Origin of the sequence: Caldimonas mangrovi (assembly GCF_023721835.1) — a bacterium.
Taxonomy (GTDB): domain Bacteria; phylum Pseudomonadota; class Gammaproteobacteria; order Burkholderiales; family Burkholderiaceae_C; genus Caldimonas; species Caldimonas mangrovi.
Genome location: NZ_JAMKFE010000013.1, coordinates 1 through 23043, shown reverse-complemented (window position 1 = coordinate 23043; position 23043 = coordinate 1). Strand labels below are relative to the sequence as shown.

The following is a 23043-nucleotide window of genomic DNA, read 5'->3' as shown; positions in this document are numbered from 1 at the left end:
GACGGGAGCCCGGGCTTCCCGGCTCACCGCGGCGGTTGCGGCCACGCGCGCTGTGCCGGGCGCATGCGTTCCCAGGCGCGTGCCAGCTGCAGCACGCCGAGGTCGTCGTGGCGCCGTCCCGCGATCTGCAGGCCGATCGGCAGACCGCCGCCGGTGTAGCCGCAGTTCACCGAGGCCGCCGGCTGCTCGCTCATGTTGTAGGCCAGCGTGAACGCGATGTGGTCGAACGGCCGCGTCACGTCGTCGGTGGGGCACGGCAGCTCGGCGGCGAAGGCCGGCATCGGGGCGGTCGGCGACAGCACGTAATCGTACGGCTGCGTCGCCGCCACCGTCGCGGCGCGAAGGTTCAGCGTCTGGCTGTAGCCCTCGAACACCGCCTCGCCGCTCAAGCCGGCGGCCCCTTCGGCCCAGGCGCGGATGAAGGGCAGCACCCGGTCGCGCCGCTCGGCCGGCAACTTGCACATCTCGAGGTGAAAACGCATGCGCCAGAAGCGGTCGACGCCTTCGATCATCGAGCGGTCGGCCCACGGCTGCATCGGCTCGACGATGGCGCCGGCCGCCTCGAAGGCCCGGGCCGCATCGAGCACGGCCTGCCGCACCTGAGGCTCGACCGGCGTGCCCCAGCCGGCATCCATCAGCAGGCCGATGCGCAGGCCGGCCACGTCGCGATCGAGCCGCGCCCAGTCGATGCGCTGGTAAGGCAGGCTCATGTGGTCGCGCGCGTCCGGGCGTGACAGCACCTCCATCAGCAAGGCCGTGTCCTCGACCGTGCGGGTCATCGGCCCGGCCACGCGCGCCGGGTAAGGCGGGTCGATCGGAATGCGGCCGAGGCTGGGCTTCAGCGTGACGATGCCGCACCAGCCGGCCGGCAGCCGCACCGAGCCGCCGATGTCGGTGCCCAGGTGCAACGGCCCGTAGCCCGCCGCCACACCGGCACCGGCGCCCGAGCTGGAGCCGCCCGGGTTCTTGCTCAGGCCCCAGGGGTTGCGCGTCAACGGGTGAAAGCTCGACAGCCCCGATGACAACATGCCGTAGTCGGGCATCGTGGTCTTGCCGAGGAACACCGCGCCGGCCTCTCGCAGCCGGGCGGCAGGCGGCGAGTCGGCTGCCGCCGGCACCAGTTCGGTCGCCGCCGTGCCCAGCGCCACCGGCACGCCCCGGGTGGCGATGTTTTCCTTCAGCATCGTCGGCACGCCGTCGATCGCGCTGGCGGGCTCGCCCTTCATCCAGCGGGCCTCGGACGCCTGCGCCATCGCCAGAGCCGTCTCGCCGTCCAGCGCATAGGTCGCCTCCAGGTGCGGCTCCCAGCGCTCGATGTGGCGCAGCACCGCACGCGTGGCCTCGACCGGCGACGCAGCGCCCTGTCGATACAGCGCCCCGAGTTCGGCCGCGCTCAGTTCATGCAGTTCGGCCATCGGGTTGCCCTCACTGCCACGCCACGGCGCTCATGTCGTTGGCGAACACCGGTGAGCTGCTCCACAACCCCTTGAGCCGCTTGTTGCTGACCGACACCTGCGGCAGCTGGAACAGGAAGGCGTTGACCGAGTCGTCGGCCAGCATGCGTTGTGCGCCGGCGATCAGCTTCTGCCGCTCCTTCGGATTGATGCTGCCGTTGTACTTCGCCATCAGGTCGCGAAAGGCCTGGGAGTCATAGCCGAAGTAGTAGGCCGGGTTCGCATAGACCATGATGTCCAGCGGCTCGACGTGGCTGATGATGGTGAGGTCGAAATTGCCCTTGAAGGTGCCCGACAGCCACTGCGCCCATTCGACGTTCTCGATCTTCGCGACGATGCCCACCTTCGCGAGCTGCGCCGCGACGATCTCGCCGCCCTTGCGCGCGTATTGCGGCGGCGGCAGCGTCAGCGTGAGGTTCAATGGCGTCGCGACGCCCGCCTCCTTCAGCAGCGCCCGGGCCTTGTCGGGGTTGTGCGGGTTCACGGCGGTCAGGTCGACATAACCGGCGTCGCTGGGCACCATGTGGCTGCCGATCGGCGTGCCGAAGCCGTCCATCGCCCCGTCGATCAGCGCCTTGCGGTCGATCGCCGCGGCGATGGCGCGGCGCACCCGCACGTCGTCGAGCGGCTTGCGCTTGTTGTTGATGCTGACGATGGTCTTGCCTTCGGTGCCGCCGACCCGGACCTCGAAGCGCGGGTCGCTCTTGAACTGCGCCACGCTCTGCGTCGCCTGGAAGCGCGGGATCGCGTCGACATCCCCGGCCAGCAGCGACGCCACCTGCGCGGCCGGGTCGTTGATGAAGCGGAAGGTCACGCGCTTGAGCTTGACGGCCTGCGGCGCACGAAAGCCGTCCCACTTGCTCAGCACCACCGCCGAGCCCTTGGCCCAGCTTTCGAACTTGAACGGCCCGGTGCCGACCGGTTTCGTCGCGGTGGCGGCCGCGCTCTTCGGGTCGAGGATCACCGCGGTGTTCTCGCCCAGGCGGAACAGCAGGGTGCCGTCCGGCTGGTTGAGCGTGAGGATCACGGTGTGCGGGTCGGGCGTGTCGACGCGGGCGATGTTGTCGAACACCGCCTTCTTCGCCTTGTTGGTCGAGCCCTCGGCACGGGCGCGCTCGAAGCTGAACTTCACGTCGCTGGCGTCGAAGGCCTCGCCGTCATGGAACTTGACGCCGCGCCTGAGCTTGAAGGTGTAGCTCCTGCCGTCCGGCTCGACGTTCCAGCTCTCGGCCAGCAGCGGCGAGACGCTGCCGTTTTCGCTGATCTTCGTCAGGCCCTCGAGCACGTTGTAGTGAACGATCTCGCCGATCGCGGCGGCGGCGCCGGTGGTGGGATCCAGGCCTGGAGGTTCCAGCGTCATACCGATCACGGCGGTGGTCTTGCCGGTTTGCGCTGACGCGTCGACGGGCAGGAGGGCCAGTGCAACGAGGCTCGCGGCGTAGACCGGCACGAGAGCCGGCAGGCGAAAGGAGCGGGTCATCATCGGTCTCTCCTGATTCGAAACGAAGATCCTGCGACATATTGCACCATGATCCGGCCGCGCTGCCGCCGGGAACACGTCACTGCGCGCTTCGCGTTGTTGTCGACGCTTTCAGGTCGGGGCTGTCGAACGGGTCATCCGACGCCTAGGATTGCTGGCGTCGAACTGCCCGCCGATCAGCCATGCCATCCAGTTGGAACACCGTCAACAGAGGCGTCGTGAGAACCAGCCCCACGCCCGAACCCTCATCCGCCCACCAGCGCGCTGAGCCCGCCTCACAGGAGACATCGGCAGCCGAGCAACTTCCACGTCGAAGGTCGGCCGCCGATGAAAGTGCCCCGGCGGCCACTGTGCAGCCGCCCCGCACGGCGCGGCCCGGTGGATCGCCTGCGCAAAGCACGGGGCCTCAGCCGCTGCCGACGCCCGTCGTCGATCTGACAGGCAGTCGGCTGGAGGCGCTGGCCACGCTGGCTTCGGCTCAGCCGCCTGCACAGGTCATCGATCTGACCGCCTCGTCCGTCACGTCAACAGCGGCCCCGCCCCGGGCACCCGCCTCGCGCGCCATGTCGGTGATGAGCTTGTTGAACGACGTGTCTCCCGAGGAAGCAGCCGCGGCGGCGGGATCGAAGCGCAAGCAGACCGAGGAGCCGTCGATGCCGCCGCCCAAGCGGCCTGCAACGCACGCGGCCACCACAGCGCAGGCCGGCGAGCGCTCCACGGCGGTGCCCACGACCCCGCTCACCGCGGACGCACTGGCCGCGCTGGACCGAACCCGGCAAGCAGCGAGCGCGGCACGACCGGCTCGCGCCGTCGCCCCGCTGCCGTCGGCGGCCTCCATCATGCGCTTCCATCAAGTTCCCGAAAACCAGCGCGTACGGGAATTCGGCCGGCTTGCAACGGCGATTTCGGCGGCCATCAACCCGTCGGCGGTGCTGACCGAGACAAAAGAAAAGATGTGCCAGGCGGTGCTCGACCTCGCGGGCCAGGCGCAGTACCTGAAAAGCGGCAACCAACGGGTCGAAGCGTTCAAGCTGATCGACGGTCTGGTGCGCCAGCTGCCGCGACTGGAGGGGCAACCGGCGGCCGATTTTCAAGGGGAATACGCGCGGTTGCGCCAGCAACTGCTGCCGCCGAACTTCGTGAACCTGAATCGAAGCTTCGGTACCGGGCCTGCCTGACGTCAACGTCGGTCCTGCATCGCCGCGGCGCAGGGCCTCGGCAGGCCCGCGGCGCACCAAATGCGAGCGTCCCGGGGTTGGTGGTGCGTCAACGCCCGAATGTCGTGCGCACCCGGTCCTAGAATGCACCGAAAACGATCTTCGCGCCCCATTCGGGTGCGATTCTTTTCGCCATTTCCAGGAGACCCAGTTGAAATACGGTTCCGTCGCCGATTTCCTGCGCGCCGTGTCGGCTCGCGATCCTCACCAGCCGGAGTTTCTCCAGGCGGTCAAGGAGGTGATGACCAGCCTGTGGCCCTTCGTCGAGCAGCACCCGCGCTACGCGGAACAGGCGCTGCTGGAACGGCTCGTCGAGCCCGAGCGGGTGATCCAGTTCCGTGTGTCGTGGATCGACGATGCGGGCCACACGCAGGTCAACCGGGCCTGGCGCGTGCAGCACAGCAACGCCATCGGCCCCTTCAAGGGGGGCATGCGCTTTCACCCGTCGGTGAACCTGTCGATCCTGAAATTCCTCGCGTTCGAACAGACCTTCAAGAACGCCCTGACCACGCTGCCGATGGGCGGTGGCAAGGGGGGATCAGACTTCGATCCCAAGGGCAAGAGCGACGGCGAAGTCATGCGCTTCTGCCAGGCCCTCATGTTCGAACTGCACCGCCACCTGGGTGCCGACACCGACGTGCCGGCAGGCGACATCGGCGTGGGCGCGCGCGAGGTCGGGTTCATGGCGGGCATGCTTAAAAAGCTCACCAACGACGCGTCCTGCGTGTTCACCGGCAAAGGCATGTCCTACGGCGGCAGTTTGATGCGTCCCGAAGCGACCGGCTACGGCACGGTGTACTTCGCCCAGGAGATGCTGCACCGCGCGGGCCGCAGCTTCGACGGCCTGCGGGTATCGATCTCCGGCTCGGGCAACGTTGCGCAATATGCGGCTCAAAAGGCCATCGACCTGGGGGCACGCGTGGTCACCTTGTCCGACTCCGACGGCACGCTGGTCGTTCCCGATGGACTCGGCGATGAGCGGTTGAGGCAGGTGATGGAGTGGAAGAACGTGCAGCGCGGGCGGCTGTCCGCGTTCGCCGACAAGCACGGCCTGCACTTCGATGCAGGCCGCCGCCCCTGGCACGTGCCGGTGGACGTGGCCCTGCCCTGCGCGACGCAGAACGAGCTCGACGCCGAAGACGCGAAGCGGCTGGTCAGCAACGGCGCGGTGTGCGTGGCCGAGGGCGCCAACATGCCGAGCACGCTGGAAGCGGTCGACGTGTTCCTTGCCGCACGCCTGTTGTACGCACCGGGCAAGGCCAGCAATGCCGGCGGTGTGGCCACCTCGGGGCTGGAGATGACGCAGAACGCCATGCGCCTGTCTTGGACGCATGCCGAGGTGGACGAGCGCCTGCACGCCATCATGAAGGACATCCACATGCACTGCGTGCGCCACGGCACGCGGGCCGACGGCACGATCAACTACGTCGACGGCGCCAACATCGCCGGTTTCGTCAAGGTGGCCGACGCCATGCTGTTGCAAGGCGTCGTCTGAAACCGGCTCAGGGTTCCAGCGTCGGCACCGCGTCCAGCAGGGCGCGCGTGTAGGGGTGTCGCGGCGCGCGGAAGACCTCCGTCGCTGCGCCGCGTTCGACGATGCGGCCTTGCTGCATCACGATCACCTCGTCGCACAGGTACTCCACCACCGCGAGATCGTGACTGATGAAGAGGTAGGTCACGCCGAAGTCAGCCTGCAGATCGCGCATCAGGTTCAGCACCTGTGCCTGCACCGAGACGTCGAGCGCGCTGACCGGCTCGTCCGCGACGATCAGCTTCGGCCGGGTCACCAGTGCGCGCGCGATGGCGATGCGCTGGCGCTGGCCGCCGGAGAACTCGTGCGGATACTTGTCGGCGTCTCCGGCGCGCAGGCCGACCGCCTCCAGCGTTTCGGCAATGCGTGTAGGTCGGCCGGCGGCGTCGTCGCGGCCCAGTGCCGACAGTGGCTCGGCGACGATGCGGCCGACGCGCTGGCGGGGGTCGAGCGAACCATACGGGTCCTGGAACACCATCTGCATGTCGCGCCGGGCGCGCTTCAGGTCGCCCGGCGACAGCCGATGCAGGTCCCGGCCCTCCAAGCGCACGGTGCCGGCGGTCGGCCGCTCCAGCGCCATCACCAGCCGCGCGAGAGTCGACTTGCCCGAGCCCGATTCCCCGACGACACCCAGGCTGCGCCCCGCTTCCATCACGAAGCTGGCGCCGTCGAGGGCGGGCACCGCATCGGCGGGGCGCCACAACGATGTGCGTGGCAGGCGGTAGTGCTGGGTGAGACGGTCGACTTCGAGCAAGGGCATGGGGCGCAAGCTTACCCAAAGCCGGTCCCCGGCGACCCCATCCATCGGCGGTGAGCGAGCGCCCGCCCACGCGCTCGTCGACGCAGGGTGAGGCTGCCGCCCGTTTTCACAAAACGACAACAGACCGCTGGGACCATTCGCCGGGTCGATCCCAAACAGCGGGGAGCTGATGACCGATCTGACGAGCACGGCGTGCCGCGGGCAGGCGCGCGGGGCATTCGCTTCCGTGACCGAGAGTGTCTCGATGCAGGCGTTCCTGGCCAGCGGCGAGGTGCCGGTCGTGCTGCGCGCCGCCGCAGCGGCCTGGCCTGCGGTGCATCGATGGATGCTTCGCCCACTTGTCCGCTGCCTGCGACGAGCAGGAGGTGACGCTGGTGCTCGGCAACCGGGAAGCCGGCGCGACACGCCTGGTGAAGGCGTCGCTGCGGGCTTGCCTCGCCCGGCTCGCGCAGGGCCAGCCGCTGTGGGGAGACGGGTCTCAGCCGGCCCACCTCAAGGAATTCGACCTGCTCGGTACCGCCCCGCGGCTGCGCAAGGAGGCGCCTGCCGCTGCGCTGTGTCCCGCGGGACACGCCGTCTTCAGCAGCGCCTGGCTCGGGGGCACCGGCGCGCGCACCGGGCTGCACTACGACTACCTCGACAACCGTGCCACGTTGATACGCGCCGCAAAGCGCTTCTTCCTCGTCAGACCCGGCGTGGTGGAACGCATCGGCGCGATGTCCTCGAAGTACGACCGCTATGCACGGCTGGCAGCCACCGACGTGCAGGCCCTGTCCCGCCTGCCGTTGCGGCAGGGCGACCTGTTGACGGTCGATCTGTACGCAGGCGACGCGATCCATGTGCCGCAAGGCTGGTGGCATGAGGTGGTCAACCTGCAACCCAGCATTCTGCTCAGCGGTTTCCACTGCCCGTGGTGGACGCTGGGGCCGCGCTGGCTTCACAACGCGGCACGTCACCTCGTGCACCGGCTCAGCCCGGTGCGGCCGAGAAACTGCACCTGCCACCCGCACGCGCCGTCGCCGTGCGCACTTTCTCACCATCCAGACCCGGGCCCGGCGCCCCGGTCGGAAGGACCCGCCGAATGACGCCCCGCCCGCCTCGCGTCGTGACCCGCTGTCTGCGTCTCGGCGACATTCCCGCCTTGCTGGACCTCGAGCACAAGCAGTGGACCGCCGAGCAGGCCGCCACCGCCGACGCATTCAAGGCCCGCATCACCGCGCACCCGCACTTGTGCAGCGGGGCGTTCAACGCCCGCACTGGAGAGCTGCTGGCCTCGCTGTTCTGCAAACCGACAGCCGAGGGCGACTGGACGGCGCCCAAGGACTGGGAGGCCAACGCAGCCGTCGACCCAGGCTGCAGCGACAGCCAGAAGGCCGACAGTCTCTTCGGGATCAGCCTCACGAGTGTGGAGCCCGGCGCGGCGCTCCAGCTCATCGCGTTCCAGTTTCTTGCCGCGGTGAAGCGGGGATACCGGCACGTCTATCTCGGCTCACCGATGCCCGGCCTTGCGCGCCACTTGGCGAAGCACCCCGGCGCATGCGTACAACGCTATGCCCGGGCCACCCGGTCGGGGGTTCCGATCGACCCGCAGCTACGTTACTACTACCACAAGGGGTTCCGCCAGCTCGTCGCCGTGCGGGACAACTACTTCCCGCACGAAGCGTCGTGCAACTACGGTGCGATTCTTCGCGCAACGGTGCCACGTGCCTGGTTGCGGCCGTTCCTGCTGGCGGTGCCTGACGCCGCATTGCGCACGCTGGCGTCACTGGCTCCGCGCCTGGCCCTTCCCGCCGGGACCGTCCCGCGCGACAAGCGCGTCGCCAAGGCCTCGGGCTGAAGCGCCAGGCTCACGCACCCTCACCCCCCGGTGCCGCTGCTCGTCCACCCGCCGCCCAGGGCGCGGATCAAACCCACCGTCGACTCGTACTGTGCACCGCGCACCTGCACTTCCTGCCGCCGGTTGCGCAGTTCGCTGCGCTGCGCATCGAGCAGCTCCAGCTGGCTCACGAACCCGTTGCGGTAGCGCGACTCGGACAAGGTCGTCGCCCGGGCCGCCGAACTCACCGCGCGCGATTGGGCCTGCGCCTGGTCGGCCAGCAGGCGCAGCGCCGCCAGTTCGTCCTCCACGTCCTTGAACGCCACCAGCACCTGCTCGCGATAGCCGGCCACCGCCGCGTCGAACTCGGCCTGCGCCGACTGCACGCCCGCCTCGCGCCGGCCGCCGTCGAACAGCGGCAGCGACAACAGCGCGCCAACGCCCCAGGCGCGGGCTGACCACTTGAACAGGTCGGACAGCTCCGGCGACGCGACACCGCCGGAGGCGGTGAGCTCGACGCTGGGGAACCACGCCGCCTGCGCGACGCCGACGCGAGCCTGTGCCGCCTGCAGTTGTGCCATCGCGGCCGACACGTCAGGGCGGCGCGCCAGCACGGTCGCCGGCACACCGGGCGGCACCACCGGCAAGGCGGCCGGCAGCGTCCCGCGTGCCAGCGTGAAACTGGACGCCGCTTCGCCGACCAGCACCGACAGCGCGTGCTCCAGTGCCGTGCGCCGTCGCTCGAGCGCGATCTCCTCGGACTCGGTCGACGCCAGCTCGGTGCGCACGCGTGCGACCTCCAGCTCGGCCACGTCGCCTGCGCGCTGGCGACGCTCGCTCAGGTCGAGCGTGCGCCGATAGGCCTGCACCGTCTCGCGCACGATGTCCTGCTCGGCCTCGGTCGCACGCAGTGCGAGGTAGAGCTGCGCCACCTGCGTCTGCACCAGCAACCGGGTGCTTTGCAGCAGCGCCGCGCGAGCGTCGGCGTCCAACGCTGCGGCATCGCGCGCGCGCGCCAGGCGGCCGAACAGATCGGCCTCATAGCGCAGGTTGGCCCCCAGGCTCACGAGCGTGCCGGCGCGGCCGCGTGCGCCCGGCTCGGCTTCGCGCACCGCGCCGGCGCCCAGGCCCAGCTGCGGCAAGCGGTCGGCTTCGGCGTCGCGCACCAGCGCCTGCGCCTGCCGCAGGCGCGCGGCAGCGATGTGGATCTCGGCATTGCGCAGCTGCGCGCGCTCGACCAGCCCGTCGAGCACCGGGTCGGCGAACGCCTTCCACCACTCGCCGCGCGCTTGCGCCTCGGCCGGTGTTGCAGTGGTCCAGCGGTGGCCCGCCTCCTTGAACGCCTGCGGCGTGACCGGCAGGTCGCCAGGATCCGGCACCGGCAGCGTCGTGCAACCGGCCATCACCAGCGCGAACATCAAAGGCGCCAGCCGGGGAAATGTCTTGCTTGTCATCGGGAAGCTCCTGGTCGCACTCATTTCGCGGGCACCACGTCGTCGGTGCCGGCAAACGCCTCTTCGAGATGCGGCACCTCGCCGTGCCGCTTCAGCGGCCGGTTGCCCGCCATGCGGCGCAGCAGCACGTAGAACACCGGCGTGAAGAAGATGCCGAAGGCCGTCACGCCGATCATCCCGGCGAACACCGCGACGCCCATGGCCTGCCGCATCTCGGAGCCCGCGCCGCTGGCCAGCACCAGCGGCAGCACGCCCATCACGAACGCCAGCGAGGTCATCAGGATCGGCCGCAAGCGCAGCCGGCTCGCCTCGATGGCCGCCTGCACCGGCGTACGGCCGGAGAACTCCAGCTCGCGCGCGAACTCGACGATCAGGATCGCGTTCTTCGCCGACAGCCCCACCAGCACGATCAGGCCGATCTGCGTGAACACGTTGTTGTCACCCTCGGACAGCCAGACGCCCGTCATCGCCGCCATCAGGCCGGTGGGCACGATCATCACGATCGCCAGCGGCAAGGCCAGGCTCTCGTACATGGCGGCCAGCACCAGAAAGACCAGCAGGATCGCCAGCGGGTAGACCCACACCGCCGAGTTGCCGGCCAGGATCTCCTGGTAGGTGAGCTCGGTCCATTCATAGCCGATGCCGGCCGGCAGCACTTCGGCGGCAATGCGCTCGACGGCCTCGCGAGCCTGCCCCGACGAATAGCCGGCGGCCGGCCCGCCGTTGATGTCGGCCGCCAGGAAGCCGTTGTAGCGCATGGCACGTTCCGGGCCGAAGCTCGGACGCACCTTCATCAGCGCCGACAGCGGCACCATCTCGCCGCTGGCCGAGCGCACCTTCAGCTGGCCGACGTCCTCGGCGCGGGCCCGGTACGCCGCGTCTGCCTGCACGCGCACCGAATAGGTCCGGCCGAACTTGTTGAAGTCGTTCACGTACAGGCTGCCGAGGTAGATCTGCAGCGTGTCGAACACGTCGGTCACGGCCACGCCGAGCTGGCGCGCCTTGGTGCGGTCGATGTCGGCATACAGCTGCGGCACGTTGACCTGCAGGCTGGAGAACAGCCCGGTCAGCTCCGGTGCCTGGGCCGCCTTGGCCATGAAGGCCTGCGTCGCCTCGTTGAGCGCGGCATAGCCCTGCGAAGCCCGATCCTGCAGCTGCAGCTTGAACCCGCCCGTCTGCCCGAGGCCGAGGATGGGCGGCGGCGGGAACATCACGACAAACGCCTCGTCGATCTGGGCGTACTGCTCGTTGAGCTTCTGCGCGATGGCATCGGCGCTCAACGACGGATCACCCCGCTTGTCGAACGAGTCGAGCATCGCGAACACGATGCCGGAGCTCGAGCTGTTGGTGAAGCCGTTGATCGACAGCCCCGGGAACCCGAGCGTCGCCTCGACCCCCGGCGTCTTCATCGCCACCTCGCTCATGCGGCTGATCACCTGGTCGGTGCGGTCGAGCGTGGCCCCGTCGGGCAGCTGCGCGAAGCCGATCAGGTACTGCTTGTCCTGCGCCGGCACGAAGCCGGACGGCACGGTGCGGAACAGCACCGCCGTCAGCGCCACCAGCACCAGGTAGGCCGCCAGCATCAGCGACTTGCGCGACAGCACCCGCTGCACGCCGCCGCCGTAGCCGGCCGAGCCGCGGTGGAACAGCCGGTTGAAACCGCGGAACACAGGCCCCAGCAGGCGGTCCATGGCGCGCGTCAGCGCATCCTTGGGCGCGTCGTGCGGCTTGAGCAGCAGCGCCGCGAGGGCCGGCGACAGCGTCAGGGAGTTGACGGCCGAGATCACCGTCGAGATCGCGATGGTCAACGCGAACTGCCGGTAGAACTGGCCCGACAGGCCGGTGATGAAGGCCAGCGGCACGAACACCGCCACCAGCACCAGTGCGATCGCGATGATCGGCCCGGCCACCTCGCGCATCGCGCGGTACGTCGCCTCTCGAGGGCGCAGCCCGGCCTCGATGTTGCGCTCGACGTTTTCGACCACCACGATGGCGTCGTCCACCACGATGCCGACCGCCAGCACCAGCCCGAACAGGCTCAATGCGTTGATCGAGAAGCCGAACGCATGCATGACCGCGAAGGTGCCGATGACCGAGACCGGCACCGCGAGCAGCGGAATGATCGAGGCACGCCAGGTCTGCAGGAACAGGATCACCACCAGCACCACCAGCGCCACGGCCTCGAGCAGCGTGTGCACCACGGCCTTGATGGACGCCCGCACGAACTGCGTCGGGTCGTAGGCGATGCGGAAGTCCACGCCTTCAGGCATGTTGCGCTTGAGTTCGTCCATCGTGCGGCGGACGTCGTCGGAGATCTGGATCGCGTTCGACCCCGGCGCCTGGAACACGCCGATGCCGACCGCCGGCTTGTTGTCCAGCGTGGCACGCAGGGCGTAGTCGGACGAGCCCAGCTCGAGCCGCCCCAGATCGCGCAGCCGCGTGACGGCACCGCCGGGCGTCGACTTGACGATGATGTCGCCGAACTCTTCTTCGGTCTGCAAGCGGCCCTGCGCATTGACCGACAGCTGCAGGTCGACGCCGGGCAGGCCGGGCGAAGCACCGATCACGCCGGCGGCGGCCTGCACGTTCTGCTCGCGGATCGCCTGCACCACGTCAGTGGCCGACAGGCCGTGTTCTGCCACCTTCTGCGGGTCGAGCCACACGCGCATCGAGTAATCGCCCGAGCCCCACATCTGCACCGAGCCGACGCCCTGGATGCGCGCCAGCCGGTCCTTGATGTTGAGCAGCGCGTAGTTGCGCAGGTAGGTCACGTCGTAGCGCTCGTTCGGCGAGATCAGGTGCACCACCATGGTCAGGTCGGGCGAGCTCTTGACGGTCGTGATGCCGAGCCGGCGCACCTCTTCGGGCAGGCGCGGCTCGGCCTGCGCGACGCGGTTCTGCACCAGCTGCTGGGCCTTGTCCGGGTCGGTGCCGAGCGCGAAGGTGACCGTCAGCGTCAGCAAGCCGTCGCCGGTGGCCTGGCTGCTCATGTAGAGCATGTCCTCGACGCCGTTGATCGACTCCTCGAGCGGTGTCGCCACCGTCTCGGCGATCACCTTGGGGTTGGCGCCGGGATATTGCGCGCGCACCACCACCGACGGCGGCACCACCTCGGGATACTCGGACACCGGCAGCACCCGCAGCGCGATCAGGCCGGCGATCAGCATCAGCAGCGAGAGCACGCCGGCAAAGATCGGCCGGTCGATGAAAAACTTGGAGAGATTCATGGGAAGCTTTCGATCACTCGCTCACGACTGCGAGGCGTCTTTGCGCTGCACCTGCAATTCCGGTTTGGCGTCCATCGCCACCGGTTGCGGTGCCAGCAAGGTGCCGGGCCGCACCCGGTGCAGGCCGCTGACGACGATGCGCTCGCCCGGCTTCAGGCCGCTGGTGACCACGCGCAGGCCGTTGACCGAGGGGCCGAGCGTCACTTCGCGGTACGCCGCCTTGTTGTCGGCGCCCACGACCATCACGAAGCGCTTGTCCTGGTCGGTGCCCACGGCGCGCTCATTGATCAGCAGCGCCGCGCTGGCAGTCGCCTGCCCCATGCGCAGCCGCGCGAACTGGCCCGGCATCAGGCGGCCGTCGCGGTTGTCGAACACCGCGCGCACGCGCACCGTGCCGCTGGCGGCGTTCACCTGGTTGTCGATCAGTTGCAGCTTGCCTTCGTGCGACAGCTCGTTGCCGGCGTCGCCGGTGCCCATCTGCACCGGGATGCGCTCGATCGGCGCGCGCGCACCGCTGCCGCCGGGCAGTTGCTGCAGCGCGCGGGCGACGATGCGTTCGTCGGCGTCGAAGCTGGCATAGATGGGATGCACGGACACGATGCTCGCCAGCACCGGCGCGCCCGGCCCTGCAGCGACGAGGTTGCCCACCGTCACCTCGATCCTGCCGATGCGCCCATCGATCGGCGCGCGCACCTGGGTGTAGCCGAGGTTGAGCTGGGCCGATTGCAGTGCCGCAGCGGCCGCCCGCAGGTTGGCCTGCGCCTCGCGCAACGCGTTGTCGCGTTCGTCGAGTTCGCGCCGCGCAATGGCGTCTTCTTCCCACAGCCGCACGGCCCGCGCGTGCTCGTTCTGTGCATGCGTCACACGGGCCTGCGCGGCAGCCACCTGCGCCTGCGCACGCTCGGCCTCCGCCGCATACGGCGCGGGGTCGATCGTCACCAGCAGGTCGCCGCGCTTGACCAGCCCGCCTTCGCGGAAGTGCACCGCTTGCACGGTGCCCGCCACGCGCGGGCGCAGCTCGACATGGTCGACCGCCTCGAGCCGGCCGGAGAATTCGTCCCAGGCGACGACGTCGTTCTGCACGACGGTGGCCACGGCCGCGGGCATCGCCGGCGGCGGCGCGTCGGCCGGCGCGGATTCGGCCTGCGTGCTGCCGACGCCGAACAGTGCGGCCGGCACTGCGGCCGCCACGGTGATCACAGCGGCCGCGGCGAGCAGGCCGGGGCGGGTGCGGAGAAGGTTCTTGTTCATCGGAGTCCTCACTCTTGAAGAAACGGGGGCAAGGGAAATTCGTTCGGGCGTCAGCGGTGTGCTTCGAGAAACCGCCGCAGGTGCGTGCGCACCGCGCGGGCCCACGGGGCATCCGCCTGCGAGGGGTCGCGGTAGCTCAACGGCCACTCGGTGGCCAACGACAGCACCGCTTCGCCGGCCGGCACGCCGGCCTGCTGCAGGCGCTGTGCATAGGCATGGGTCTCATCGCGCAACGGGTCGTCGCGCGCGGTGATCAGCAGGGCCGGCGGCAACCCGGCCAGGCGCATCGCATTCGCGGGCGCGGCATACGGGTGCATCGCGTCACTGGCCTCGGCCAGGTAGCTGCGCCAGCCGTCCGCCCACGGGCAACCGACATGGCCGGCGCCGGCCTGCCGCTGCGAGGCGGTCGCAACGCAAACGTCGAGCATGGGCGACAACAGGATCTGGCCAGCCAGTTCCGGCCCGCCGCGGTCGCGCGCCACCATCGCCAGCGCCGCCGCCAGGTTGCCGCCGGCCTCCTCGCCGGCCACGAACAGCCGCGATCCGGTGCACGCCAGGCGCTTGCGCTGCTGCTGCACCCAGACGAGGGCCGCATACGCCGTCTCCAGCGGGCGCGGAAACGGGTGCGCCGGGGCGACGGGGTAGTCGAGCGACAACACCGCGGCACCGGCGTCGCACAGCAATTGCGCCACCGGCGCGCCCTGCGCCGGCAAGCCGGCGACAAACGCACCGCCGTGCAGGTGCAGCACCAGCGGGTGTGCCGCACCGGCGTCCGGACAGGCGTAGTAGCGTGCCGACAACGCCCTCACGCGGTCGACGGCGATCGCCATCGGCGAGCCGCAAGCCGGGCTGGGCGTGGAGGGAAAGGAAGTGGACTGCATGGCCAGACCGCCGCTGCGGCGCCCGGGTGTTGTTGCAATGCAGCGAAGATAGGTTCGGCGCCCCGGCCAATAAATAGCCGCTTCGCTCATGCTTCATTTCAAGCCGGCTAACAATCGGGCGCTCGTCTTCGGTTCCAATCTGCCCATGGACAGATTCCAAGCAATGCAGGTCTTCGCGCGCGTGGTCGAGGCCGGCACCTTCAGCAAGGCCGCGGATTCACTGAATCTGCCCAAGCCCACGGTGACGCGGTTGATCCAGGCGCTGGAAGCGCACCTGGACACCAAGCTGCTGAACCGCACCACGCGCCGCGTGACCGTCACCGCCGATGGCGCCGCGTACTACGACCGCGCGCTGCGGCTGCTCAGCGAGATCGACGAGCTGGAGTCCAGCATGTCGCGCGCCAAGCGCAACCCCAAGGGACGGCTGCGCATCGACGTCGGCGCACCGGTGGCGCAGCTGCTGCTGATTCCCGCGCTGCCCGACTTCTACGCACGCTACCCGCAGATCCAGATCGACCTGGGCGTCAGCGACCGTCCCGTCGACCTGATCAGCGAGAACATCGACTGCGTGCTGCGTGCCGGCGAGCTGACCGACCAGTCGCTGGTGGCGCGGCGTATCGGCGAGTTCCATTCGATCATCTGTGCGTCGCCGGCCTACCTGAAGCGCCACGGCACGCCACTGCACCCGACCGACCTGGAAGGCGACGACCATGTCGTCGTCAACCACTTCTCGCACCGCACCGGGCGCATCTACCCGTTCTTCTTCACCAACGAACAAGGCGAGCGCCTGGAAGTGCATGGCCGCCACGCACTGTCGGTCAACGATTCCAACGCGCTGCTGGCTTCCGGGCTGGCCGGGCTGGGCGTGATCCGCACGTCGACCTTCATGGCGCAGATGCACATCGGCGCCGGTGCGCTGGTACCGCTGCTGCTCGACTGGTGCGCAGACTCGGTGCCCATCCACGTGGTGTATCCGCCGAACCGGCACCTGAGTGCCAAGGTGCGGGTGTTCGTCGACTGGGTGGCCGAGTTGTTCGCGCGCAGCGACCTGATCCACCGCAAGTGCAGCCTGCCGAAGCCGCAACCGAACGCTGCCCTGCATGCCGACAAGGCGCAGGAAGCGACCGTCGAAGTGCCGGCGACGGCCTGACGGCGGGACCGACCCGGGCCGCTCTGCGTGAGCTCACTTGCGGCCCTTGCGGCCGTTGTCGTACTTGCGCCAGAACTGGAACTCGTCTTCGTGCACCTCGATGTCGAGTTCGTCGATGCGCGCCCGCAAGCGGTCTTGCGACTCGGCCACCGCCTGGTTGTAGATGACGGGGCCGATCTCCTCCACGAAAAAGTTCAGCAACGCGCCGGCCGCGATGTTGCCGATGCGCTCTTCCATGTTCTCTTCGAAGTAGCGCTCGATCGACTTGATCGCTTCGGCACGGGCCTCTTTGGTCAGTTCTATCGTCATGGTGAATCGCTGTGCTGTGGACTGCCGTTGCTCACGAAGCCCCGAAGTCGTTCGACCGCGCCCCGCGGGCCAGGCGCGCGACCGCCGCGCGCAGCAGGATGCGAGAGTAGAGCTTGTGAAACCCGAGCAGGGCGCGGAAGGCCCGGCCCATGCTTGCCTGGCCGGAACGGCGGTCGACGATGGGCACGACCGCCGACCCGAAGAAGAGCCGCGCGGCGCGGCCGTTCGCCGTCGGCACGCACATGAGCCATGAGCGCGTGCGCCCGTGGAAGTCGCACATCAGCAGTTGATCCGCTGCGCGGGCCTCGACGCTCCAGGCCGCGAAAACGGCCCGTGTCCCGCGCGCCAGCTCCCACGCCTGCAGGTCGGTGGACGGCCGGGCGACCAGCCGCGCCAGCAGCCATCTCTCGAGCTTGAACACCGCGGTGGTGTAGAAGGCCTCGACGTACTGTGCATGGGACACCGGCCGCGCGACATCGGTGGCATAGCAGTCCGTGTAGGCGCCTGTCTGCAAGTAGCCCCGAAGCAGGGCCGCTTCCGGCAGTTCGCAGCGCTGTATCGGAGCCATGTTTCAGCGCCCTCCCGAGGGGCGGTCGGAGGGCGGCCGAGCCGCCGGCTCACTGACGAGTTCCATCTCGTGCGGCTCGAGCGCGATCGAATGCGAGCGGCAGGTTCCGGCCGCTTCGTCGGGCCACGACTTGCGCACCCAGGCATGGCCGAATCCGTCGATCTCTTCGATCTCGAAGACCTGCCCGATCATCGAGAGGACGTCATGCCTCTCGTCTTGTGGAAGCTCCTCCAGCCATCTGCCGGACAGGCCCAGCAAACGCACGCGAGCGCCCAGGCGCACGACGCTTCCGTTCCTGTCTTGGGGCGCGCTCAAGGATCAGCCTCCGCCCGCACGCCGGCTCTGGCTGGCCAGCTCGCCAAGATGCGGTTCAGCCAGCCTGAAGCTCAGCCGCTCGACGACCTGCTGCGCGCCCAACCCCCGATAGAAAGCGATGCCCCTTGCATTCGATGCCTTGACGGGCCAATCGATGCGATGGCAGCCATGGTCTGCGGCGTACTGCGCCATCCAGGACATGAGAGCCCTGCCCACGCCGCGGCTTCTGTGCGACGAACGGACGTAAAGCTCTTTCAGCTGGCAGTGGCGACGTTGGTCGGGAGCCGGTTCGACGAGCGAGTAGGTCAGCGAGATGGCGGCCAGGCCGCACACCTGCACGTCGTTTTCGTACGCCACGACCAGCCGAAGGGGCGAGTCCGGGCCGAGCAGGTTGTCGACGAGGTGGGAGCGCACCATCTCGCGCGACACCGAAGAGCCTTCGTGGTAGTAGGTGTGCAGCTCGCGCAGCAACTCGACGAGAGACTCGTACTGTGGCGGAGAGACCAGATCGACTTGCATAAGCTTCTGTGAAAGATGGCGTGCGCTCATCCGGGCCTCTGCGTCCCGGATCGCCGCGCCCGTGAGTATGCTTCCTGCGCAGCCGCCAGCTCATACACGCCGAGCGCGCCGAGTGGCGCCACGGCCGGTCGACCCGAGTTGCGCCAATCGGGTCCATAGCTCGGGTACCGATCGACGTCGTAGCCGCCGTCCCAGTCCGGCGGGTAGATGCCAGCGAAATAAGACCTTGTGAGAGCTGTCTCCTGCGCACTTTCAGGGGCGCTCAGGAAGTCGACCCTCCACTGCCGTCGCGTCTGGCCCCCGAAACTCGCGTGGAAGAGGTGTTCGTCGAGCAGGATCAGGTCGCCGGGCTCGCTGACGATGACGTGGGCCGGCAGGTCCGCCGTTTTCTCGCCTTCGGCCCCGAGCCCGCGCAGCGCTTCCTGGAAGCCCGGATGGTGCGAACCCGGCAGCACCCGCAGCGCACCGCCCTCCCCCCCGCAGAGGCTCGAGGTAGGCCAGAAAACCGATGCTGGCGAGCGGGGATGTCGAATCCACATGCCACGGGGTCTCGCCGGAGTACCGCACCCCCTTTGCACGCGTCGGCAGCACCGCGCCGCCCAGCAGACCGGACGCCAGGGGCTCGATGCGGTCCAGCAACGACAGGCTGACGGGTGTCTCGGCCGTCATCATCGGCACGTAGTGGAAACGGACCTCTTCGCGGCCAGATGCCGACGCGACCCGCCCGTCGTGCATGACGCGGTCGATCTCTGCCGCGAGCGGCCGCGGGTCGAAGAATCGGCGCAGTACGCAAAACCCGAAGGCCCGGAATGCTGCGGCCGAAGCGGTGTCGAGCGGGACGTTCACCGTCGAGCCTGCCAGCAAAGCCACCGTCCCTCGCCCTTGGCCTGGAGCCCCTGCCGTGCAGCGTCTTGATCGAACCCGGGCAGATGCGCCTTGAAGGCTTGCAGCAGCTGCCTTCGATGCGGCCATTCGTCCATGATCTCGATCGAAGTGCCGCTGCAAGGATGGACCCGCCACTTCGACTCGATGTAGGGCCCGTCGAGGTCGGGGAAGAGAGCCTCTTCCCGGACGAATTCGAGCCTGGCAACGTCGTTCAGCCGCACGAGGTGGCGCTGGCCCGCCGCGACGTACTCGATCCTGCCCGCTGACACGTGCATGGACTCGTAGTTGACGGGCGCAGCCGCAGCGCTGCAGATGCGGCTCCAGATCTTTTCCAGGCTCACGGCTCTTCACCTCTGTCGGGTTGATCAGGCTACGCGACTGGTGCGTTTATACAGCGGCCACGGCAACCCACCGATCGCTTGACTGTGACGGCGCCGAGCAAAGATCAGGCACCGGATCCACCGACCAAGGCCTGCAGCTTGAGCACGGTGGCCCAGTTTCTCGTGGTGACGGTCTTCCCGGCTTTGCCGAGCAATGCGCCGCCCGCCTTGCTCTCCAGAATTCCTGCCGCGCAATGCAAGTACGCGGCGTTCTTGCCCACCAAGAACTGCTCAGGCGGCTCGATCGCCGCTTCGACGACGTGGAGTGCTGACAGGGAAGCGTTGTCCTGCGCAAAGACGACCAGGAGTTGGGAAGGGTTGCTTGCCTTCTCGGCCAATGTGTTCTCACCCACGATGGCCGACAGCTCACGCGCCGACTTGACGATGACGGGAACGTCAAGCTTCAGCCTCTGCAGCATCGCGGCGGCAATGTTCGCCGCGTGCTGGGCCGGGGCTCCTTGGTTCGCCCGGAAAACGGCATTGCCGCTGTTCAGCAAAGTCGCGGTGTCTGTGTACCCGAGCTCAGCGAGCAAGGCGCGAAGATCCGCCATGGGGACTCGCTTGGCCTTGCCCACATTGATGCCACGCAACAGGGCGACGAATTTCGGCATTTTCAACGCTCGACGAATGAAGGGGTTTCCCCGTTTGCGGCCTGCCGTGAAGCCGCCAGTGACTCGGCACGCCTCTGGCGCAGTGCCGCCGGGTGTCCGTGTCGAACGACCTGCGCCTGAATCAAGCGGCCGCAAAGCGCCGTCGGCTGGAATGAATGGTGAGACGCCGACGCCAGTGCCCTCATCGCGTACTTTCCATGGGATTTTCCCGCGAACCCTGCTGCCCGAGTTGCTGGGCGAGCCCGATGAGAATTCCTTCGGGACCCCGGATGTAGCAGAGCCGGTAGACGTTTTCGTAGTTGACGACTTCATCGACCACCGTGGCACCGAGCTTGGCGAGCCGCGTGAGCGTGTCGTCGATGTCCTCGACCGTGAACATCACGCGCAGATACCCCAACGAGTTCACGGGGGCGGTGCGGTGATCGGACACGATGGCCGGGGCGTCGAAGCGCGAGAGCTCCAGGCGGCTGTGGCCGTCGGGCGTGCGCATCATGGCGATCTCGACGCGCTGACCGCGCACTCCGGTGACGCGGCCGGCCCATTCTTCTGCGACGGGCATGCGGCCCTCGAGGGCAAGGCCGAGTTCGGAGAAGAACTCGATGGCCGCATCGATGTCTTCCACCACGATGCCGACGTTGTCCATGCGCTTGACGGTCATGAGGCCTCCCGGGCGTCTAGTGGTTCGACACGAGCTGCGCCTGTCTTGAGGCGAGCAAAGCTTCTCGGAGCAAGCCGATCGATGGCACGGTCAGGTGGCACGGCTCGACCTGGGTTGCGACTGAAAGAAGAGCACGAGGTCGCGAACCGTCTTGACGTTGCCGAAGTACGGATTGTCGGTGCTTCCGTCGAGTGACCTGCCGGTGCGGGCTTCCACCTCCTGGACGAGATCCACGTCCAAGTCATCGTCGTCGAGGAGCAGGTCTTCCTTGAGTCGGTCCTCTGCGCGCACCGGGAAGGCAGGGTGCATGGGCTCGAGCTGAGCTTGCAGCTGCTCATACACCGCTCGAATGATCCAAGTGTCTACTGCACGTGCATCGAAGTCGCGAGCGAATTCGCAGATCGTCTGGCCCTTTCGTGCAGCAGCCAGGGCCAGCAGTTTGCGTTCTTCGCGTTTGCCTTGCAGGTGCGCCAGGGCGAACAGCACGGTGAGCACCGCGACGACCGAAACGAAGGTCTTCGGCTCCGCAATTGCGACGTAGGCCACACTCGCACCCAGCAACGAGAGCAGCAACCACCACGCAGGGCCCGCCGCGCGGCGCGTGAACTTCGGCATGTGGCGGGAGGCAATGCGCACGGTGCGACCTAAGGTTGGAAATGAGCGACGTGGCCCGGGTTGCCGGGACAAGCGACAGACAGCGCGGCGAGGAATGTGGCCGTTGTCGATTGCGGAAGGCAACGCAGCTTCGCATCGCCGTCACCCGGGTGAGCCGCGAAGCTGAGCTTCGATGGCTTGCTTGTCGATGACCGACCAGACTTCGACGATTCTTCCGTCAAGGAATTCGTAGAAGACGTTCTCCGTGAACGAGACCTTCGTTCCGTCGACTTCCAGGTTGAGGAATCTTCCTCTCGGCGTGCAATTGAAGCGCAGCCGGCAAGCGACGTAAGGCGGCTGCGCGACGAGAAGCTCAACGTTGAAATGCAGGTCAGGGATCTCTGTGAAATCTCTCTCCAGCATTTCACGGTAACCCGCGACGCCCAGTCGGTTTCCGTTGTGTTTCACTTCGTCATGGACGTAGTGCGCCAAGGCAGCCCAGTCCTGCCGGTTCAGGCAGGCGATGTAGTCCCGGTAGATGTCTGTTAGATCGGTCTTGAGCATCGGGAGTCCTTCTCGTCGAGTACGCACGACATGTGCCGCGACGCCTTACGTTGAAGGCCAGATGTGGCCCTGGTCACGGCGAACAAGACATGGGACTGCATCGAGGATGCAAGGTCCAATCTCCTTCTCGGTGATCGAACTCTAGAGCCTCATGCTGCTGTTATTCGGGGGCAGCGCAGCGCCGCGAGTGCCGGTCCATCACGGCGGCCATGTAGCGCCACTGGCCCGCGACGCGCAAGTACGTCACATCGCCCACCCATGCCTGGTTGTTTCGCTCGAGCTGCAGCTCGCGCAGCGCGTTGGGCACGCTGGCAAAGAAGGCGCGCTGCCCCACCTTGGAGCGCCGGTACAACCGGGCGCTGCGTCCCTGGATACGGGCCTGGCGCATCACCCTTGCCACCCGCCGCCGCTCCACGGTCACCCCTTGCTGGCGCAACTGGCTCGTCACGCGCGGGCTGCCGTAGTAGCCCCGGCTGCGTTCGTGTACCTGAGCGATTTGCTGCAACAAGCCCTCGTCTTCGACCGCACGGGCACTGCGCTCTCGCTTGCACCACGCATAGAAGCCCGCACGCGTCACCTTGTACAGCGAGCACATCATTTCGACCGAATGTTCTTGCGGTTTGCCGCGATGAAGGCGAAGACTTCCGCTTTGGATCCGAGGCAAACCGGATAGCTTTTTTCAGCAGGTCGTGCTCCTGCTGCAGGCGCTTGTACTGGCGCTCGACTTCACGCAACCGCTGCAGCTCGGCCACCTCCTGCTGCTTCACCGGCTCCACCTTGCCCACCAGTTCGCCGTCGCGCACCTGCTTGCGCCACTTCGACAGCATGAACGGGTGAATGCACAGGGACTCGGCCACGTCCTTGATCAGCACGCCCGGCTGATCGCTCATCTGCACGGCCTTGAGCTTGAACTCGACGCTGTAGCGATTGATCTTCTGAGGTCCTGGAGTTCCCAATCGACACTCCCATTTGCGTTAGGTGAAAGTGTCAACCAAACCGATGCAAGCTCCACGTCCCCTCGATGGGAATACGAAGGGACATCCCCAGTCCTGCAACGGCGACAAAGTGCGCCAAGATTGGTGGTTGCGAGTTCATCAATCTGAAGCCTTGGAAAGGGGAAGTCCGTGGAGCAGATTACACGAAGCGACCGTTGCCGGGAAGCCACCCGGGTGGGTGTGGACCTGGCCAAGCAGGTGATCCAGGTGCACGCGGTGGATAGGCGCGGCCGGGTGATCACCAGCCGGGCGCTGCGACGCGATCAGTTCCTGCCGTGGTGCGCGCAATTGCCCACTGGTTGCCTCGTGGCGATGGAGGCCAGCTCAAGCGCCCACCACTGGGGCCGCCGGCTGCAAGCGATGGGGCTGGACGCACGCATCATCTCCGCACAGCTGGCCGCGCCGTACCGCATGCAAGGCCACA

At 67.9% G+C, this 23043-nt stretch carries 24 protein-coding genes and 2 pseudogenes; 6 read left to right on the top strand and 20 right to left on the bottom strand.

The window, feature by feature from the left end; all coding sequences use genetic code 11:
• Nucleotides 1-23 precede the first annotated feature (23 nt).
• The 3 genes from M8A51_RS18895 to M8A51_RS18885 all read right to left on the bottom strand — a co-directional run bounded on the left by M8A51_RS18895 (nucleotide 24) and on the right by M8A51_RS18885 (nucleotide 3601).
• Entirely contained in the window at nucleotides 24-1415 is a 1392-nt protein-coding gene (locus M8A51_RS18895; protein WP_251780084.1) for an amidase, read from the bottom strand.
• A gap of 10 nt (nucleotides 1416-1425) precedes the next feature.
• Entirely contained in the window at nucleotides 1426-2937 is a 1512-nt protein-coding gene (locus M8A51_RS18890; RefSeq protein ID WP_251780083.1) for an ABC transporter substrate-binding protein, read from the bottom strand.
• Nucleotides 2938-3412: 475 nt separating this feature from the next.
• A complete protein-coding gene (locus M8A51_RS18885) occupies nucleotides 3413-3601 on the bottom strand; it encodes a hypothetical protein (protein ID WP_251780082.1) in 189 nt (62 codons plus the stop codon).
• On the opposite strand from M8A51_RS18885, the gene M8A51_RS18880 reads away from it, so the two are divergent.
• Together M8A51_RS18880 and gdhA are read left to right on the top strand one after the other, a co-directional pair.
• Nucleotides 3588-4112 (top strand): hypothetical protein, encoded by a 525-nt coding sequence (locus M8A51_RS18880; protein WP_251780081.1) that lies wholly within the window; start codon nucleotides 3588-3590, stop codon nucleotides 4110-4112. The genes M8A51_RS18885 and M8A51_RS18880 overlap by 14 nt on opposite strands.
• A 190-nt stretch (nucleotides 4113-4302) precedes the next feature.
• Nucleotides 4303-5646 carry an NADP-specific glutamate dehydrogenase gene (gdhA, locus tag M8A51_RS18875; RefSeq protein ID WP_251780080.1) on the top strand — a complete coding sequence of 448 codons (1344 nt, stop codon included), beginning with the start codon at nucleotides 4303-4305 and terminating at the stop codon, nucleotides 5644-5646.
• Between the two features lie 7 nt (nucleotides 5647-5653).
• On the opposite strand, the gene M8A51_RS18870 is transcribed toward gdhA, so the two are convergent.
• Nucleotides 5654-6442, bottom strand: coding sequence for an ATP-binding cassette domain-containing protein (locus M8A51_RS18870; protein WP_251780079.1), 789 nt, complete (start codon nucleotides 6440-6442; stop codon nucleotides 5654-5656).
• A gap of 338 nt (nucleotides 6443-6780) precedes the next feature.
• On the opposite strand from M8A51_RS18870, the gene M8A51_RS18865 reads away from it, so the two are divergent.
• Complete coding sequence (locus tag M8A51_RS18865) at nucleotides 6781-7527, top strand: cupin-like domain-containing protein (protein ID WP_251780078.1); 747 nt, start codon at nucleotides 6781-6783, stop codon at nucleotides 7525-7527.
• Nucleotides 7524-8279 carry a hypothetical protein gene (locus M8A51_RS18860; protein WP_251780077.1) on the top strand — a complete coding sequence of 252 codons (756 nt, stop codon included), beginning with the start codon at nucleotides 7524-7526 and terminating at the stop codon, nucleotides 8277-8279. Before M8A51_RS18865 ends, M8A51_RS18860 begins: the two co-directional genes overlap by 4 nt.
• Before the next feature lie 20 nt (nucleotides 8280-8299).
• On the opposite strand, the gene M8A51_RS18855 is transcribed toward M8A51_RS18860, so the two are convergent.
• From M8A51_RS18855 to M8A51_RS18840, 4 genes are read right to left on the bottom strand one after another with little or no spacing between them, the layout of a single operon-like run.
• The gene (locus tag M8A51_RS18855) at nucleotides 8300-9712 is read right to left on the bottom strand and encodes an efflux transporter outer membrane subunit (RefSeq protein WP_251780076.1); all 1413 of its coding nucleotides are present in this window, start codon (nucleotides 9710-9712) and stop codon (nucleotides 8300-8302) included.
• A gap of 20 nt (nucleotides 9713-9732) precedes the next feature.
• Nucleotides 9733-12939, bottom strand: a complete 3207-nt coding sequence (locus tag M8A51_RS18850) for an efflux RND transporter permease subunit (RefSeq protein ID WP_251780075.1) — start codon at nucleotides 12937-12939, stop codon at nucleotides 9733-9735.
• Between the two features lie 21 nt (nucleotides 12940-12960).
• The gene (locus tag M8A51_RS18845) at nucleotides 12961-14190 is read right to left on the bottom strand and encodes an efflux RND transporter periplasmic adaptor subunit (protein WP_251780074.1); all 1230 of its coding nucleotides are present in this window, start codon (nucleotides 14188-14190) and stop codon (nucleotides 12961-12963) included.
• Nucleotides 14191-14240: 50 nt separating this feature from the next.
• A complete protein-coding gene (locus M8A51_RS18840; RefSeq protein WP_251780073.1) occupies nucleotides 14241-15071 on the bottom strand; it encodes an alpha/beta hydrolase in 831 nt (276 codons plus the stop codon).
• Nucleotides 15072-15216: 145 nt separating this feature from the next.
• Here M8A51_RS18840 and M8A51_RS18835 point away from each other — a divergent pair, with 145 nt between their 5' ends.
• Entirely contained in the window at nucleotides 15217-16221 is a 1005-nt protein-coding gene (locus M8A51_RS18835; RefSeq protein WP_251780072.1) for a LysR family transcriptional regulator, read from the top strand.
• Nucleotides 16222-16254: 33 nt separating this feature from the next.
• Here the strand turns inward: M8A51_RS18835 and M8A51_RS18830 are convergent, their stop codons facing one another.
• The 12 genes and pseudogenes from M8A51_RS18830 to M8A51_RS26595 all read right to left on the bottom strand — a co-directional run.
• Nucleotides 16255-16530: a DUF2164 domain-containing protein gene (locus tag M8A51_RS18830; protein WP_251780071.1), complete on the bottom strand. Its 276-nt coding sequence runs from the start codon at nucleotides 16528-16530 to the stop codon at nucleotides 16255-16257.
• Nucleotides 16531-16561: 31 nt separating this feature from the next.
• Nucleotides 16562-17098 carry a hypothetical protein gene (locus M8A51_RS18825; protein WP_251780070.1) on the bottom strand — a complete coding sequence of 179 codons (537 nt, stop codon included), beginning with the start codon at nucleotides 17096-17098 and terminating at the stop codon, nucleotides 16562-16564.
• A gap of 3 nt (nucleotides 17099-17101) precedes the next feature.
• Nucleotides 17102-17413 (bottom strand): hypothetical protein, encoded by a 312-nt coding sequence (locus M8A51_RS18820; protein ID WP_251780069.1) that lies wholly within the window; start codon nucleotides 17411-17413, stop codon nucleotides 17102-17104.
• 3 nt (nucleotides 17414-17416) lie between these two features.
• Nucleotides 17417-17932: a GNAT family N-acetyltransferase gene (locus M8A51_RS18815; RefSeq protein WP_251780068.1), complete on the bottom strand. Its 516-nt coding sequence runs from the start codon at nucleotides 17930-17932 to the stop codon at nucleotides 17417-17419.
• Between the two features lie 26 nt (nucleotides 17933-17958).
• Nucleotides 17959-18471 carry a phytanoyl-CoA dioxygenase family protein gene (locus tag M8A51_RS18810; RefSeq protein WP_259372076.1) on the bottom strand — a complete coding sequence of 171 codons (513 nt, stop codon included), beginning with the start codon at nucleotides 18469-18471 and terminating at the stop codon, nucleotides 17959-17961.
• Nucleotides 18472-18774: 303 nt separating this feature from the next.
• Complete coding sequence (locus M8A51_RS18805; RefSeq protein ID WP_251780066.1) at nucleotides 18775-19158, bottom strand: hypothetical protein; 384 nt, start codon at nucleotides 19156-19158, stop codon at nucleotides 18775-18777.
• Between the two features lie 104 nt (nucleotides 19159-19262).
• Entirely contained in the window at nucleotides 19263-19808 is a 546-nt protein-coding gene (locus tag M8A51_RS18800) for a DUF1697 domain-containing protein (protein WP_251780065.1), read from the bottom strand.
• A gap of 181 nt (nucleotides 19809-19989) precedes the next feature.
• Nucleotides 19990-20466 carry a VOC family protein gene (locus tag M8A51_RS18795; RefSeq protein WP_251780064.1) on the bottom strand — a complete coding sequence of 159 codons (477 nt, stop codon included), beginning with the start codon at nucleotides 20464-20466 and terminating at the stop codon, nucleotides 19990-19992.
• Between the two features lie 90 nt (nucleotides 20467-20556).
• On the bottom strand, nucleotides 20557-21102 hold the full coding sequence (locus M8A51_RS18790; RefSeq protein WP_251780063.1) for a hypothetical protein: 546 nt from the start codon (nucleotides 21100-21102) through the stop codon (nucleotides 20557-20559).
• A 120-nt stretch (nucleotides 21103-21222) separates the two neighbouring features.
• Entirely contained in the window at nucleotides 21223-21624 is a 402-nt protein-coding gene (locus M8A51_RS18785) for an ester cyclase (protein ID WP_251780062.1), read from the bottom strand.
• Nucleotides 21625-21784: 160 nt separating this feature from the next.
• Nucleotides 21785-22222, bottom strand: a complete 438-nt coding sequence (locus M8A51_RS18780; protein ID WP_251780061.1) for an IS3 family transposase — start codon at nucleotides 22220-22222, stop codon at nucleotides 21785-21787.
• 139 nt (nucleotides 22223-22361) lie between these two features.
• Nucleotides 22362-22580: pseudogene (locus M8A51_RS26595) on the bottom strand (transposase); the annotation flags it as partial.
• 168 nt (nucleotides 22581-22748) lie between these two features.
• Here M8A51_RS26595 and M8A51_RS18775 point away from each other — a divergent pair.
• Nucleotides 22749-23043: pseudogene (locus M8A51_RS18775) on the top strand (IS110 family transposase); the annotation flags it as partial.

Coding starts and splice junctions, on each gene's coding strand:
- M8A51_RS18895 (WP_251780084.1), bottom strand. CDS start 1,415: ATGGCCGAACTGCATGAACTGAGCGCGGCCGAACTCGGGGCGCTGTAT.
- M8A51_RS18890 (WP_251780083.1), bottom strand. CDS start 2,937: ATGATGACCCGCTCCTTTCGCCTGCCGGCTCTCGTGCCGGTCTACGCC.
- M8A51_RS18880 (WP_251780081.1), top strand. CDS start 3,588: ATGCCGCCGCCCAAGCGGCCTGCAACGCACGCGGCCACCACAGCGCAG.
- M8A51_RS18870 (WP_251780079.1), bottom strand. CDS start 6,442: ATGCCCTTGCTCGAAGTCGACCGTCTCACCCAGCACTACCGCCTGCCA.
- M8A51_RS18860 (WP_251780077.1), top strand. CDS start 7,524: ATGACGCCCCGCCCGCCTCGCGTCGTGACCCGCTGTCTGCGTCTCGGC.
- M8A51_RS18855 (WP_251780076.1), bottom strand. CDS start 9,712: ATGACAAGCAAGACATTTCCCCGGCTGGCGCCTTTGATGTTCGCGCTG.
- M8A51_RS18850 (WP_251780075.1), bottom strand. CDS start 12,939: ATGAATCTCTCCAAGTTTTTCATCGACCGGCCGATCTTTGCCGGCGTG.
- M8A51_RS18845 (WP_251780074.1), bottom strand. CDS start 14,190: ATGAACAAGAACCTTCTCCGCACCCGCCCCGGCCTGCTCGCCGCGGCC.
- M8A51_RS18840 (WP_251780073.1), bottom strand. CDS start 15,071: ATGCAGTCCACTTCCTTTCCCTCCACGCCCAGCCCGGCTTGCGGCTCG.
- M8A51_RS18835 (WP_251780072.1), top strand. CDS start 15,217: ATGGACAGATTCCAAGCAATGCAGGTCTTCGCGCGCGTGGTCGAGGCC.
- M8A51_RS18830 (WP_251780071.1), bottom strand. CDS start 16,530: ATGACGATAGAACTGACCAAAGAGGCCCGTGCCGAAGCGATCAAGTCG.
- M8A51_RS18825 (WP_251780070.1), bottom strand. CDS start 17,098: ATGGCTCCGATACAGCGCTGCGAACTGCCGGAAGCGGCCCTGCTTCGG.
- M8A51_RS18815 (WP_251780068.1), bottom strand. CDS start 17,932: ATGCAAGTCGATCTGGTCTCTCCGCCACAGTACGAGTCTCTCGTCGAG.
- M8A51_RS18810 (WP_259372076.1), bottom strand. CDS start 18,471: ATGTGGATTCGACATCCCCGCTCGCCAGCATCGGTTTTCTGGCCTACC.
- M8A51_RS18800 (WP_251780065.1), bottom strand. CDS start 19,808: ATGCCGAAATTCGTCGCCCTGTTGCGTGGCATCAATGTGGGCAAGGCC.
- M8A51_RS18795 (WP_251780064.1), bottom strand. CDS start 20,466: ATGACCGTCAAGCGCATGGACAACGTCGGCATCGTGGTGGAAGACATC.
- M8A51_RS18785 (WP_251780062.1), bottom strand. CDS start 21,624: ATGCTCAAGACCGATCTAACAGACATCTACCGGGACTACATCGCCTGC.
- M8A51_RS18780 (WP_251780061.1), bottom strand. CDS start 22,222: ATGATGTGCTCGCTGTACAAGGTGACGCGTGCGGGCTTCTATGCGTGG.